The sequence below is a fragment of the Photorhabdus kleinii genome, from assembly GCF_025384885.1.
GTDB classification, from domain to species: Bacteria; Pseudomonadota; Gammaproteobacteria; order Enterobacterales; family Enterobacteriaceae; genus Photorhabdus; species Photorhabdus kayaii.
In genome coordinates this window covers 37,066-51,287 of record NZ_JAJAFY010000025.1, presented here as the reverse complement: position 1 = coordinate 51,287, position 14,222 = coordinate 37,066, and the positions used below count along the sequence as shown (strand labels likewise).

Annotated in this window: 18 protein-coding genes; 9 read left to right on the top strand and 9 right to left on the bottom strand. The window is 40.0% G+C overall.

Features of this window, described 5'->3' with window-relative positions; all coding sequences use genetic code 11:
- Positions 1 to 324 precede the first annotated feature (324 nt).
- The 3 genes from feoA to LG003_RS13130 are packed head-to-tail and all read left to right on the top strand — an operon-like array spanning position 325 to position 3,172.
- Positions 325 to 558 (top strand): ferrous iron transporter A, encoded by a 234-nt coding sequence (gene feoA, locus LG003_RS13140; RefSeq protein WP_112879608.1) that lies wholly within the window; start codon positions 325 to 327, stop codon positions 556 to 558.
- Between the two features lie 52 nt (positions 559 to 610).
- Positions 611 to 2,923, top strand: a complete 2,313-nt coding sequence (gene feoB, locus LG003_RS13135; protein ID WP_262980923.1) for a Fe(2+) transporter permease subunit FeoB — start codon at positions 611 to 613, stop codon at positions 2,921 to 2,923.
- 9 nt (positions 2,924 to 2,932) lie between these two features.
- A complete protein-coding gene (locus tag LG003_RS13130; RefSeq protein ID WP_112879610.1) occupies positions 2,933 to 3,172 on the top strand; it encodes a FeoC-like transcriptional regulator in 240 nt (79 codons plus the stop codon).
- Positions 3,173 to 3,292: 120 nt separating this feature from the next.
- On the opposite strand, the gene LG003_RS13125 is transcribed toward LG003_RS13130, so the two are convergent.
- The 8 genes from LG003_RS13125 to LG003_RS13090 form a co-directional block, all read right to left on the bottom strand.
- A complete protein-coding gene (locus tag LG003_RS13125; protein ID WP_262980922.1) occupies positions 3,293 to 3,595 on the bottom strand; it encodes a helix-turn-helix domain-containing protein in 303 nt (100 codons plus the stop codon).
- A gap of 126 nt (positions 3,596 to 3,721) precedes the next feature.
- Entirely contained in the window at positions 3,722 to 4,714 is a 993-nt protein-coding gene (locus tag LG003_RS13120) for a sterol desaturase family protein (protein ID WP_262980921.1), read from the bottom strand.
- Positions 4,715 to 4,735: 21 nt separating this feature from the next.
- Positions 4,736 to 5,215, bottom strand: a complete 480-nt coding sequence (locus LG003_RS13115) for a hypothetical protein (RefSeq protein WP_112878433.1) — start codon at positions 5,213 to 5,215, stop codon at positions 4,736 to 4,738.
- Positions 5,216 to 5,227: 12 nt separating this feature from the next.
- Positions 5,228 to 5,758, bottom strand: a complete 531-nt coding sequence (locus tag LG003_RS13110) for a Gfo/Idh/MocA family protein (RefSeq protein ID WP_262980920.1) — start codon at positions 5,756 to 5,758, stop codon at positions 5,228 to 5,230.
- Complete coding sequence (locus LG003_RS13105) at positions 5,751 to 5,993, bottom strand: pyrimidine/purine nucleoside phosphorylase (RefSeq protein WP_262980919.1); 243 nt, start codon at positions 5,991 to 5,993, stop codon at positions 5,751 to 5,753. The genes LG003_RS13110 and LG003_RS13105 overlap by 8 nt, the downstream gene beginning before the upstream one ends.
- A gap of 48 nt (positions 5,994 to 6,041) precedes the next feature.
- Positions 6,042 to 6,644 (bottom strand): hypothetical protein, encoded by a 603-nt coding sequence (locus LG003_RS13100; RefSeq protein WP_112878436.1) that lies wholly within the window; start codon positions 6,642 to 6,644, stop codon positions 6,042 to 6,044.
- A gap of 218 nt (positions 6,645 to 6,862) precedes the next feature.
- Positions 6,863 to 7,519, bottom strand: a complete 657-nt coding sequence (locus LG003_RS13095; RefSeq protein ID WP_262980918.1) for a ferritin-like domain-containing protein — start codon at positions 7,517 to 7,519, stop codon at positions 6,863 to 6,865.
- Positions 7,503 to 8,681, bottom strand: a complete 1,179-nt coding sequence (locus LG003_RS13090; protein ID WP_112878438.1) for an MFS transporter — start codon at positions 8,679 to 8,681, stop codon at positions 7,503 to 7,505. Before LG003_RS13090 ends, LG003_RS13095 begins: the two co-directional genes overlap by 17 nt.
- Positions 8,682 to 9,166: 485 nt before the next feature.
- Between LG003_RS13090 and LG003_RS13085 the strand changes: the two genes are divergently transcribed.
- Positions 9,167 to 9,625, top strand: a complete 459-nt coding sequence (locus tag LG003_RS13085) for an Abi family protein (protein ID WP_112878439.1) — start codon at positions 9,167 to 9,169, stop codon at positions 9,623 to 9,625.
- Positions 9,626 to 9,905: 280 nt separating this feature from the next.
- On the opposite strand, the gene bioH is transcribed toward LG003_RS13085, so the two are convergent.
- Positions 9,906 to 10,682 (bottom strand): pimeloyl-ACP methyl ester esterase BioH, encoded by a 777-nt coding sequence (gene bioH, locus LG003_RS13080; RefSeq protein WP_112878440.1) that lies wholly within the window; start codon positions 10,680 to 10,682, stop codon positions 9,906 to 9,908.
- Positions 10,683 to 10,721: 39 nt separating this feature from the next.
- On the opposite strand from bioH, the gene gntX reads away from it, so the two are divergent.
- The 5 genes from gntX to LG003_RS13055 all read left to right on the top strand — a co-directional run bounded on the left by gntX (position 10,722) and on the right by LG003_RS13055 (position 14,136).
- Positions 10,722 to 11,405, top strand: coding sequence for a DNA utilization protein GntX (gntX, locus tag LG003_RS13075; protein ID WP_112878441.1), 684 nt, complete (start codon positions 10,722 to 10,724; stop codon positions 11,403 to 11,405).
- A 59-nt stretch (positions 11,406 to 11,464) separates the two neighbouring features.
- Complete coding sequence (gene nfuA / locus LG003_RS13070; RefSeq protein ID WP_112878442.1) at positions 11,465 to 12,040, top strand: Fe-S biogenesis protein NfuA; 576 nt, start codon at positions 11,465 to 11,467, stop codon at positions 12,038 to 12,040.
- 127 nt (positions 12,041 to 12,167) lie between these two features.
- Positions 12,168 to 12,503 (top strand): thiosulfate sulfurtransferase GlpE, encoded by a 336-nt coding sequence (glpE, locus tag LG003_RS13065; RefSeq protein ID WP_112878443.1) that lies wholly within the window; start codon positions 12,168 to 12,170, stop codon positions 12,501 to 12,503.
- Between the two features lie 8 nt (positions 12,504 to 12,511).
- Complete coding sequence (glpG, locus tag LG003_RS13060; protein ID WP_262980917.1) at positions 12,512 to 13,360, top strand: rhomboid family intramembrane serine protease GlpG; 849 nt, start codon at positions 12,512 to 12,514, stop codon at positions 13,358 to 13,360.
- A gap of 17 nt (positions 13,361 to 13,377) precedes the next feature.
- Complete coding sequence (locus tag LG003_RS13055) at positions 13,378 to 14,136, top strand: DeoR/GlpR family transcriptional regulator (protein ID WP_112878445.1); 759 nt, start codon at positions 13,378 to 13,380, stop codon at positions 14,134 to 14,136.
- Positions 14,137 to 14,222: the final 86 nt, after the last annotated feature.

The window sequence follows — 14,222 nt, the reverse complement described above, 5'->3', positions numbered from 1 at the left end:
ACTCACAGATTCATATCAACTCTGAGTGACTAAGTGATTAAATTAACACCAAAAATGAAAATAGGATTAACATTGAAATTAATGTTGGTTATTATTCTCATTTGCAATTATTATGAATTGGATGCAAATCATACTTCATAATAATGAGTATGACTAATTTTCGATATTATACCCTACGGATTTCAAGATGCATCGCGACGGCAAGGGAGCGAATCCCCGGGAGCATAGCGAACTATGTGACCGGGGTGAGTGAGTGCAGCCAACAAAGAGGCAACTTGAAAGATAACGGGTATATCTTACTTACCACATATCCCGGAAAGTTATATGCAACTTCTTCCAGACCATAGTTACAAGATCATTGGTTTTTCTCCGAAGATCAGCCCAGCTTACCGACAGAAATTGCTGTCATTAGGTATGTTGCCCGGTTCTTCATTTCATGTTGTCCGCTTAGCGCCTTTAGGTGATCCGATACAAATTGAGACTCGCAGAGTCAGCCTGATTCTGAGAAAAAAAGACTTGGAATTTCTCACATTAGACAGCGTTCAATGCAACGCATAATTCGTTGCAAGCAACGAAACGGTTACTCTTAATTTAATCTGGCACCAAAAACATGAAAGCACTGACCATTGGCCTAATTGGCAACCCTAATGCCGGCAAAACAACATTATTTAACCAACTTACTGGCGCCCGACAACGTGTAGGCAACTGGGCTGGCGTTACAGTAGAACGAAAAGTTGGCCGTTTTACCACCGTGGAACACAAAATTGAGTTAGTTGACCTGCCGGGAACCTACTCTCTAACCACGATTTCTGAGCAAACATCACTGGATGAGCAGATAGCCTGCCACTATATCCTGAGCGGTGATGCTGACATGCTGATTAACGTCGTAGATGCTTCTAACCTTGAGCGAAATCTCTATCTGACGTTACAACTGTTGGAATTAGGTATTCCATGCATCGTTGCGCTTAATATGCTGGATATCGCTGACAGTCAGCATATCCAAATTGATATTGCTGAACTGGAACAACGCCTCGGCTGTCCAGTCATTCCAATGGTTTCAACCCGAGCAACGGGACTAAATGAGCTGAAACGGGCAATTGACCGCCATAAGCAGAATTCCGGGCAGTCACTGATTCACTACCCTGATTGCCTGTTGCAAGAAATTGAGACGTTATCTGGTGCAATGTCAGACAATTTTCATGCTCAACAACGCCGCTGGCTAGCGCTTCAGATGCTTGAAGGGGATATTTACAGCCTGGAACGTTCCGGTCTTGCTACCTCAATGCTGATTGAATCCAAAGAACGCTTGCAACAACAGCAACATGAAGAGCCCGAACTGGTGATTGCCGATGCGCGCTATCAAAGCATCAATACATTGTGCATGGCCGTGATTGATACCCAAAAAGCCATGCCAAACAAACTCACTCAGGCAATTGACAGAATTATCCTTAATCGTTGGTTAGGCGTACCTATTTTCCTGGCAGTTATGTATTTAATGTTCGTGCTGGCAATTAATATCGGTGGTGCGCTACAACCTATCTTTGACAGTGGTTCTGTCGCTATTTTCATTCATGGGGTTCAATGGCTTGGGCATACCTTAAGTTTTCCAGAATGGCTGACGGTTTTCCTCGCGCAAGGCATCGGTGGTGGTATCAACACCGTTTTGCCGCTGGTACCACAAATCGGCATGATGTATTTATTCCTCTCTTTTCTTGAGGACTCCGGTTATATGGCGCGGGCGGCATTTGTCATGGATCGTCTGATGCAAGTTCTTGGACTACCGGGTAAATCGTTTGTCCCGTTGATCGTTGGCTTCGGTTGTAACGTCCCATCCATTATGGGGGCGAGAACGCTGGATGCGCCGCGTGAACGCTTGATCACGATTATGATGGCCCCCTTTATGTCTTGCGGTGCACGATTAGCCATCTTTGCCGTATTTGCCGCCGCATTCTTTGGCAAAAACGGGGCAACCATTGTTTTTTCCCTTTATATATTGGGCATTGTCGTCGCTATTCTGACTGGCCTGATGTTGAAATACACCATTATGCGTGGCGAAGCTTCACCGTTTGTTATGGAACTCCCGGTTTACCATATTCCACATCTAAAAACCTTGCTTCTGCAAACCTGGCAACGCCTGAAAGGTTTTGTTATCCGTGCCGGTAAAGTAATCGTTATCGCCAGTATGTTCATCGGTGCACTCAACAGCTTCTCATTCTCTGGTAAGGCGGTGGATAGCATCAACCAATCCGCTCTGGCTTCAGTCAGCAAGGTTATTACGCCTGTGTTACAGCCAATTGGCGTTCACTCTGATAACTGGCAAGCAACTGTTGGTTTGATAACTGGTGCTATGGCAAAAGAAGTGGTAGTTGGGACACTAAATACGCTGTATACCGCAGAAAACATTGCTAATGAACCGTTTAATGCAGATGAGTTCAACCTATTTGCTGAACTGAAAGATGCAGTTGGTGAAACTTGGGATAGTTTGAAAGATACCTTCACTCTGAGCGTGCTTGCCAACCCAATCGAAGCTAATAAAGGTGACGGTGAGATAGATAGCGGTTCTATGGGAACCATGAGCGCCAAATTTGGCTCCGCTATTTCAGCTTACAGTTATCTGATCTTTGTTCTGTTATATGTACCTTGTGTTTCGGTGATGGGCGCGATTGCTCGTGAAACAAGCCGTGGTTGGATGACATTCTCCATTCTGTGGGGACTGAACGTGGCTTATTCAATTTCAGCTTTGTTCTACCAGATGGTGACTTTCTCACAACATCCACAAAGCGGCCTGATTACCATTCTGACCGTCGTCATATTTAACGCGCTAGTGTTCTACTTCCTGCGTCGAGCACGCAGCCGTGTGACGATGAAGTTAATCAGCAACCCGGGAAATAGCTGCCACTGCTCCAGTGGAAACTGTCACTAGGAGTTGAAAATGATTAGCCTATTACAAGTAAGGGATGCCGTTGCTCTGAATGGACGGGCAGATGCTAAATTGCTGAGCCACCAGCTTTCTGCTTCATTATCGATGGTAGAAGCGATGCTTGAACAACTTACAGTGATGGGCAAATTGGAAAAGGTTGATGCAACTGCCTGCCTAAGCGGGGGTTGCAAACAATGCCCTGAAGCACAGAAATGTGATATGGCGGTTTATCGGATCGCTGGGGAGTGTTGAGCCATTTATAGAATGGCTAACATATATAGTTAGTTTGAGACAAACCCCATTTTTTTAAAGTGGGGTTTGTCAATATCTGTTGGTCCAAAAAGTCATAAGTCATAACTAAACACATACAGTCTATTGATTTACAGGCATTTGAAAAACAAATTCTCCCCCAAGCGCAGCAGCATAGCGGCTTAAAGTATCCAGATTTGGCACACTCTTACCATTTTCCATACGACTAATGTTTTGCTTCTGAGTACCAATCTTCTGAGCAACATCTTGTTGAGTAAGATGTAACGTTTTACGTGCATCTTTAAGCTGTTTCATCAATTTTTTGCGGATCTGGATATCGTTATATGCTGCCAGAGTCGCGACGTCTTCTAAGAGAAGCGTTTTAGCTTCAGAAAACGGGATAATATCGTAATCATTATCAGACATTTTTAAGACTCCGTTTAACTTCTTTCATTCGTTTTAACAAATTCAGTTAATTACAGGATACACAATGGATAGCAGTATATTCGTCGCTCTAACGCACTTGACAAAAGTGTGTATTTACAGGGACTGCTACCGGAGACCTACAATCATTTTCTTCAGTCGTTTTACAACTCGTTTAAAAGGAGTTACATACATATTTTTCACACCAGAATAATCATCGTATTTTTCGCCAGTTGCACCAAAAGTCAACACTTCATCTGCCTGAGGCATAATTTGTGTTTTAAATAAGCGATCCCAAAATGAAAAAATAAAACCAAAATTTTTATCATGGTGTTTAACAGAACTACTATGATGTAATTGGTGATATGCAGGGCTAACAAGAATATCTCTAATAAAAGGAGGATATCTTAAGTAAACCATAGAATGTTGTAAATTCAAACCAAACATAAGAAGTAAAAACATAAATACATTTTGCCCAGCAAAAAGAATATACTCGTTCTGAGCATTGAAAAAATAAGACACTCCACCTGCATATACACCTGTAAATAAACTTGCTATCAGAATAAAAGATCCTTGATTTACAGGGTGCGACCTATAAGCAGTTAAAGGTGTAAGATTTTCAGCAATGTGATGAATTTTATGGAATTCCCACAACACCCTGATTTTATCAGATATAAAATGTTCGAAAAAAACTGCAAAGTCAAAAACAATAATTGCTCCTAAAGTCAAAACCAAGTTGAGAGCTATGCCAGGAATAACATGAAAATGAGGAATGCCAATGAATGACAGGAGATTTATAGTTCCTTCTTTAAATAATAAAGCTGACGATAAAATAAGGGAATATGTAAATCCAAACACTATCTTGTCGACAAAATAAAAAATGAAATCATCCTTTGATGATTTAGATGTTAATTTATGCGCTTTAACTACTATTTTGCTGACTTTTAATGGATTGACCGATTTATTTTTATAGGAATAAAACAAAACGGCAATCAAAAAAGCCATAAACAAATAGCCAATGAACAACCCATGACTTGGTGCAAAAAACACAGTTAATCTTTTAAAAAAAGGAATAGCAATATCCTGATATATAAAATCAAAATAACTACTGAGATTCTCCATATTTTTTCCATTTGTTTTAGTTTAAATTTGCAGAGAATCTGATTGACATTGTATGGTTTCAATCAGTCTTATAGCATCTAAAGATTTTTTTTGAAGTTCATCAAGTATATATTTGTCTTTATTTCCTTTGATGAAATCAATAAAATTATATACCATTCTGTGATGTTGTAGATCTTTAAGGAATATTTTTTTATATTCCTTATCAACCAATGGCTTTAGTCCCGATGTCATTTTTACTCTCAAAAATGGCAGCATCTTACCATAGACAAAGGAGCCGCAATATGGCATTACAAAATCTTGAATGCTAATCTCGCCCTTTTCACCAGATATTGTTACTTCCTGCCTAGCTGTAGAACCCCGATAGGATGAAGCTATACTGAAAGTTATATTAGAGCTTGTTAAACCTATAGCATTAAATTCGAGAATAGCTCCTGTCTCTTTCTTCAAAACAAATGAGTTTAATTTAGATATCTCTTTTCTTTCAATAAGCGATAAAATCATACGAATAGGGTATCAACCAAGATCGCCAAGGGCACCTTTATCCTCAAGATAAAGGTTAAATTTTATATGTGAATAATCAGTACTCGGCCAAAAAAAATTTGAGTCGATTCTGACAATTTTGCCCACATGTTTATTTATTAGTTTCGGTAATGAATTATATAACTCATTATGCACAAAGTGCGTTGCATCCATCCAAATAATATTTCTCTCTTTTGAGCGTTCAATAAATTCCGAGAGAAACACAGATGAAGGCAAAGGCTTTTCAACTAAAGTATGCTTTTTATACTCGAGACATAATCTCATATAAAACTCTTTTGTTGAACTGGGAGTTGCAATATAAACTGCATCCAGTCCCGGATCTTCGAAAAAAGCTTCAGGTACATTGTAGCCTTTTCCTTTTCTGCTACAGAACTCGCCACAAAATGATTCTGCGTTATTTTTACTTCTTGATAATACAGAATAAATTTTAACACCAATATTAGCACAACTCTTAGCTATGACTTTTGCCATTAATCCTGTGTCAATAATTCCTAAATTAATCATAAAAGCACCTATAATCTAAATGTTCTGTTACTTCGACTTCAAAGGTTAAATTTTTAGGAACAATAATTTCATCATCAGATTGTACTAATGTCCTCTTTCCCTCAATGATAAAATAGGCTTCTCCACTATAAATCCTAAAATGCTCAGTAGTTTCCGCAAGCCAGCGATATTTACCTTTTACCATAAAACCAAAGGTCACCAGATTATCATATTCATCTTGAAAATTTCGGATCACAGATCTCCCGTCAAAAAAATATATGTCTCTATAAATTTATATCGGCCATTACACATAGTAAGTACTTAGCTCCTTTATATAATCATCGTCGATACTTAGTTTTTCTTTAAAAGGTGATGTGATAACTTCAGGTACAGGATCGTAACCAAGATGTAACCTTTTATCGAATCTTAATGATAAATCCCGTGTATAACACAAAATAAGTTGTAATCTATTTTTATATGGACAAGGCTCTCTCCAGTGTTCAAATTTCTTCCCGTCTAAAATCAGAAGGTCACCAGATTTCATATTTACCGGTTTGTTTTCTACGTATAAACTCCAATCAGCTTCCTCTTTAGTATGTATGCCAATCGAGATAATGTAATCTACAGAGTTTCTATCCTTATGCTTTGGAAGTGCATATTCCTTTTTATAATTCCATAAAAAAGAATAACTCGGATATACTTTTTCATTTACAATGTCTGATACTAAATCACAGTAATGGCTCAGCATGGCTTCAAAATAAGGTGTGGCATAATACATATGGGCTCTGGTTGAGTCATTATTCCCCTTTAAATGACCTAAATTTTCTGAGATAGCTAAATATCTGTAAATAATATTTATTTCTCGTTCTGTTATTGCATTTTCGATAACATGAACACCATTGAACATTAATCATCTCTCCATTATTTTATTAATGAAGTTATCATGTCGGTTTTTAATTCTGGTTTCAATTTCATCAGCCGGGATACCGCTGATATCTGACAGCCAGTTAACCCCATCTTTATTAACGTGCAATATTTTCTTAAAAGTAGTCAGATGATCTATACCCTATGGATTTCAAGATGCATCGCGACGGCAAGGGAGTGAATCCCCGGGAGCATAGCAAACTATGTGACCGGGGTGAGCGAGCGCAGCCAACAAAGAGGCAACTTGAAAGATGACGGGTATATAACCATTTCTTTTTTAGCGGGTGACTGCTCGATAAGCTCCCTAAAGTATGTAATTCCCATTTGAACATGTCTCGCTTCATCCTGCATTGCTCCCTTATATATCTGGCCGATTAAGCTTTTATCACCGAAAGCGTGAATAAAAATGTTAAATTGCTCTAGAGCACCATTCTCAAGAAAAACATGACTGAGAAATGTTTCATCAAAACTTCTTAATTTGGCAAAGTGTTCAATACATATATCCCTAGTTTTCGGTAAATCCTTTATGCTGCCATTTGCTAAAATTGCATATTTCGCGAAAAGTTCAGAGTGTCTGGCTTCATCATTAACAGCTTGGGCTAGTCCTATTTTCAACGAAAAATCACCACATTGAAGCAGTAACTCCACAGCATTTTGCATTCCCAAAATTTCAACATGAACAGATAAACTCGCAACGACTATAGCTATCTCGTATAAGCTTTCAGGGATCAAATCTCTCCCGGCCAAGTTCCAATTCAGATTGCTATCCCATGTTTGCTTAGTTTTTCCTTTCAAGTACAAGTCATAGTGTTTTGCATTGATAAAATCAATATTACTAAGCTTATTTTGGTTGTACATATTTATTCCTCTCCTCAGTTAATTTATGCTTTTTAAATAAAAAATACAGAAATATCACAGCAAGCAAGATGCTTGTTAATCTAAAAGTGAATTCGATAGAAATGAGTTTTGCAATATACCCACCAATAATTGGCATCAAAATTGCCACTACAGATGAAATCTTCTGTATATCTCCTGTAGCTTTTCCTACGTGCTCAAAACCAATAATATTTCTTACACCGTATCTAATTGCGAAAAACGTCACACCAGAGGCGATACCAACGAGAAAAACCAATAAATAATATGTAGCATAGTGATATGTTTTTGCGTCTAAAAAACCAAATCCCCAAAAAGCCACAAAATTAGCCATAACGGAAAATAATAAGACATTCTTGGCTGACAACCTTTTAAGTAACCAGCCAGAAACTCGCGTTCCGACTATGCCACCGACCCCGAGAAGTGAAATTATGTAGCCTATACTACTTTGATTTTGCCCAATCTTCTCGAAGAAGATACCGAGCATATCATTGCTAAGAAAAAAGGCTAAGTTTGACAAAGTATAGGCCGAAACAAGTAAATATAAATCCGGTTTATTTCGCAATTGCTGTACGAATGAGAAACGTTCTACAGCAGTAACATTTATACTTTTATTTACATCAAGCCGAGAAGTATTATCAAAGTACGATGTCAACATGCCGACCAGATTAAATGCCATTGATAATAACAGGACAAACCATAACCCATAGTTTGTGTTTAGATATACAACAAGCAATGGAATGATTATTCTGCTAAAGTTGGTAATATATCCATAAATCTCATAAAATCTTTGAGATTCATTATTATCTACATTCAATTTTGTGTTTGATATTCCAAGCCCACACCGACAGGTTGTCTTGATTAATGTAATAACATAAAGAAATATAATTGGATCAGCTACAGATAGAAAAGGCATGGTAATGCCATTAATAAAGAACAACAATGTCCTCCAATTTAATACATTTCCTTTGTCAAACAGCTTGCCGAATAATCTACTTGCCACCAGAAATGGAGCAGCGAAGCAAGCACCCAATATCCCCATTTCGGATGGAGTAGCATGCAGGCTATATATAGCTATGATGCTTAAAATAGCGTAATCAAGATAAGTATCAAGTTCGTGGACACCTATACTAATGTACTTTTTCATCAGTTATCACCCAAGTGAGGATAGGTATAAATAAATTTTTACACCTATCCTTGGTTTTTAAAGTTTTATATTAGCTAGCTAGAGGTTGATAGTCCATGATGTCTCATTTTTAAACTTTAGGTTGATATATTGCCTTTAAAAATCATTCAAATACATACCACATAAAAGATTGAATAATATTTTCTCGTATTAATCTCATTGCCCACTTTGCTTTTATTTAATATATCTATTTAGTAGTATCACTAAACTCTGAGCTAACTGCCCTTTAAACAGATCTGAGGTTAATTAAAAAAATAATCAATTCAATGTGAGGTAGTCATCACCTGACCTTGCTGAAAAGATACTATAGATTGTGAATATCAACACCCGCGATAGCGTCAATCCACCGACGAGATCAGCGGGTTTTTTTCATGTACAGAAAAAACTTAGTAGAATTATTTTGTTAATAACACTTTCTCAACACTAATCATATGAGATTCTATTAAATTTCTGTTTATAACAAACCTTTCTTAACTCCAGCAGAGCTGGTAAATATTCATCTTGAGGATAAAGGTGTTTTATTTACTCATCCCTTTAATAAAGTTTTCGCTGAGAAAGCGCTATCCCTAATTAATTGGTATAGATTCAAATCATACTTATATCCTTATTTAAATCATTCAACGAAAGAATATTTGCCAGGTACTGAATTTAAAAATGGCTTTGACTTATATTTGTTTGACTGTGAATTAATAGAACTATGTAACAAATACATATTAAGAATAGAAGTTAAAGCAAAAAGTATTTTTGACCAAATCATAACAAAGTATCTAAACGACCCTTTTTGGTATCTCAGTGATGATGTATTCACACCAAATAAAGCACCATATCAGGAAAGAATGGAAATAAAAGCGCTCATGGAGAAATCTACTCAGGAATTCGCTGTTTACTATAAAAATAATGTCTAAGACTTTGATAAGCCCATCAGAAAAGTTCGAAGTTGAATTTAAAAATCTCATAAATAAATACAGTTATATAAATATTTTAACTCATTCAATGGGAATTCCCTCAGGATGGGACAAGGAAAATATATGGAATTAAAAGATAGAATTTGCCTTTCTTAGTAACAAATTGAATCCCTATGATTTATCTAATCGTCAGAAGAACTAACATTGAGCCGCCGCATTCACTCGGCGGACGCTTCACTTTTCCAAACTACGCCAATAAAAATCTGTTATCTCATCAACCTTACAATGCTTCTCTACTAGCAAAATCAGTCAACAACCCAACAAACTCATCAGGATGAGAAATAAAAGGCGCATGAGCGGCATGACGCATCATAGCTGAAACTGAACTCGGCCATTTTTCATCAAGAATATTGAGGATTTTTCTTGGCACCAACCCATCCAGATAACCGTAAATCCGCAGGAATGGGATGGCAAGATCAGCCAAAGGCTCCCTTAAATCTTCGGTACGCAAAATTTCCAGACCAACATGCAGCACTTCGACAGAAGGCATCGGCTGCGCCAGCACAACAGATTTCAACAATCGCGCATCTTGACGGGCGCTATCTGTGCCTAATGTCTGTAAAGCAAGAAAACGCTCAACTGTGCGCTGGAAATCTTCACTAAGCTGATGTTCGAAATCGCGCAAAACCTCCGGCTTAATCCCCGGCCAGTCACTTTCTGCGCTAAAATGCGGTGAAGAAGCCACGGTAATTAATCCGGCAACCTTATCCTGATGGTCAAGGGCAATCCGGCTGGCAACTAATCCTCCCAACGACCAACCTAGCCATAGCGCATTTTCAGGCGCATATCGCCAAACTTCATCCGCCATGTCAGCAAGATTCATCGGGCCATATTTCTGGCTACGGCCATAACCCGGTAAATCCACCAGATGCAAACGAAAATGCGGAGCGCATCGCATTTCAATGGAACGCCAAACTTCCGCATTCAGCCCCCATCCGTGCAGCAACACAAGATCACGCGAATCTCCCGCAGAAGTCTGCCAAAATAGATCAGCCATTGTTATTCTCAACTTTATTTGCCATCAAGGAAGAAACCTATGCTAACAATGGTTGGGTACTGTTGGCTATGCCGTCAGCCTCTTTGGTTTCCACATCATGGAGTATGCAGTTTTTGCAACAAGCGGCTGAAACGTTTGACAAACATGTGCCCGTGCTGCGCTCTACCCTCAGAACTCTCTTCACTGCCTTGTGGACGCTGCCTCAAAAAACCGCCTCTATGGGAAAATATGATAGCGATTACCGACTACTGCCCACCACTGAGTGGCCTGATTCGTCGCTATAAATATCACGGTACCCCACAACTTGCGTCAGTTCTGGCGCGTCTGTTTCTGCTGCACTGGCAACAGGGCTATCGTGATGGACGATGGTATAAACCCAACATTCTGCTCAGTGTGCCACTGCATCGACGCCGGCGCTGGAAACGGGGATTTGATCAAAGTGTATTAATGGCAAAGCAGTTATCAGAATGGCTACAATGCGATTACCAGCAAAGCTTTCTACAGCGGACGCATGCTACACTACCGCAAAGAAATTTATCGGCAGCACGGCGTAAAATTAATCTCAGGAAAGCATTTCAGCTTTGTGGCTCCGTCGCAGGACAACATGTCGCCATACTTGATGATGTGATTACCACCGGTGCGACCATGACTGAAATTTCCCGTTTGTTAATTCGTGCTGGTGCCCATTCAGTGCAGGTCTGGGCGATTTGTCGAACCTTGTAGTCAATACGAGAATGGGCGTATTATAACCAACTATAGCAGTCAACTATTGAGCAAATGATATGATTAATATTACTGAAGCAGCACAAGCTCATTTTGCCAAATTACTGGCAAACCAAGAACCGGGTACACAAATTCGTGTATTTGTCATCAATCCAGGCACACCTACCGCTGAGTGCGGCGTATCTTACTGCCCGCCTGATGCTGTTGAAGCAACAGATACTGAATTGAAATTTGATCAACTGTCAGCTTACGTTGACGAACTGAGCGCCCCTTTCCTTGAAGAAGCTGAAATTGATTTTGTCACCGATCAGTTAGGCTCTCAGCTAACATTAAAAGCCCCTAACGCCAAAATGCGTAAAGTTTCTGATGATTCCCCACTTGTCGAACGTGTGGAATACGTTTTGCAGTCACAAATTAATCCACAGTTAGCCGGTCACGGTGGCCGCGTTAGCCTGATGGAAATCACGGATGATGGTTTTGCTATCCTTCAATTCGGCGGCGGCTGTAATGGCTGTTCAATGGTTGATGTCACCCTGAAAGAAGGGATTGAAAAAGAGTTGCTGAACATGTTCCCGGAACTAAAAGGGGTAAAAGACTTGACTGAACACCAACGCGGTGAACATTCTTATTACTAATAACGTATTACTGATCACTTATTACTGATAACAAATTTTCCCGCTCGGATAATCGTCGGGAAAACATTATTACAATAATAATCTAACGGGATAATCTCTAAGTTTTCAAGAGCAAGTCAAAATATATATGGAACATTTTCAAACCATCAGCCCTGAGCAGGCTTATCAACACTGGCAGGATAAATCCGCCATTATGGTGGATATCCGCGATCCACAGAGTTTCCGGGCGGGTCATGCATGTAATGCTTTTCATTTAACCAACGACACATTGAATGAATTTATGTTACAGGCCAATTTCGAGCAGCCGGTTATGGTTATGTGTTATCACGGTCATAGCAGCCAGAATGCCGCTCAGTATTTATTAAACATCGGTTTTGAAGCTGTCTACAGCATTAATGGCGGTTTTGAAGCTTGGCGCAGAGACTATCCTCACGCTGTTGACTCCTTACCTAATCCGGCATAACACACCTCATGATCCGCGTAATCGCTATTTCAAACCCGCGTCTAGCGCAAGCCTTTATCGATTATATGGCAACCCATCAGGTCCATCTCACTATGCGCCCCAGTCACGATGGGCAACACGTCGAACTATGGCTGGAAGATGACACTAAACTTACTCTAGTTCAACAAGAGCTAGAGCAATTTACCCGCGATCCGCTAAATGAACGTTATCAAGCGGCCAGTTGGCAATCTGGCGATGTGAATCACCCATTGAAGTACCACAATAATCTGAATTGGCAATATTTAAGTCGTCAGGCAGGTCCGTTAACCATCACGGTTTTGTTCCTAAATATCGTCGTTTATCTCTGGATGCAATTTGCCGGTGATGATCAGGTGATGTCTTGGCTGGCATGGCCTGACGATAGCCAACATATGGAACTATGGCGTTGGGTCACTCACGGCTTACTGCACTTCTCACTACTGCATATCATCTTTAATCTCATGTGGTGGTGGTATCTTGGCGGGCAAACAGAAAAGCACCTCGGTACAGGAAAACTGTTTGTCATTATGATTGTTTCCGCTGTTTTCAGCGGCTGGGGACAATCATTATTCAGTGGTTCTCATTTTGGCGGCCTTTCTGGGGTTGTTTACGCTTTAATTGGTTATGTCTGGCTAACCGGTGAACGTGCTCCCGAACGTGGTATCGGTGTTCCCCGTGGTTTGATGGCTTTTTCGATCTTCTGGCTGATTGTTGGATACTTCGATGCATTTGGACTATCGATTGCCAACGCCGCCCATTTCTCCGGTTTAATTATCGGTTTACTGATGGCGTTGTGGGATAACCGTCATACATTCAAAAATAATAACCGACACTTTTAGACACTTAGAGGACTATCGTGAAGCAAACTCAACGGCATGATGCAATAGTTGAGCTGGTACGCCTTCAGGGCTACGTCAGCACTGAAGAGTTGGTTGAACACTTTAATGTCAGCCCCCAGACTATCCGCCGTGATTTGAACGACTTGGCAGATAAAAACAAAATACAGCGGCATCACGGCGGTGCCGCATTGCCATCAAGTTCGGTTAATACTGCCTATCATGACCGCAAGATCATGTGGTCAGAAGAGAAAGCACGTATTGCGCAACGTGTTGCTAGCCATATCCCGGATGGCGCAACGCTGTTTATTGATATTGGCACCACACCCGAAGCTGTCGCTCACGCACTGTTAAATCATAAAGCTCTGCGGATTGTCACTAACAACCTCAATGTCGCTACCCTGTTGATGACAAAAGAAGACTTTCGTTTAATTCTGGCGGGTGGGGAGATTCGTTCCCGTGATGGCGGGATTATCGGTGAAGCCACACTGGATTTTATTTCTCAGTTTCGGCTTGATTACGGCATTCTCGGCATCAGTGGCATTGACATGGATGGCTCATTACTGGAATTTGATTACCATGAAGTACGCATAAAGCGCGCAATTATCGAAAACTCCCGTTGTGTTATGTTAGTCACTGACCATTCTAAATTTGGCCGCAATGCTATGGTTAATCTGGGTAACATGAATCTCATTGATCATCTATTTACTGACCAACTTCCCCCGCCAAGCATCCAGAAAGTGATTGAGCAATATAACGTGCAGCTCGAACTCTGCTAAGAATTTTTTCTATATTCAGGGGATAGCACTATCCCCTATCTCCTTGCCGTTCCACAATTACACCATCTTTTAGCTTCTTCATTAAT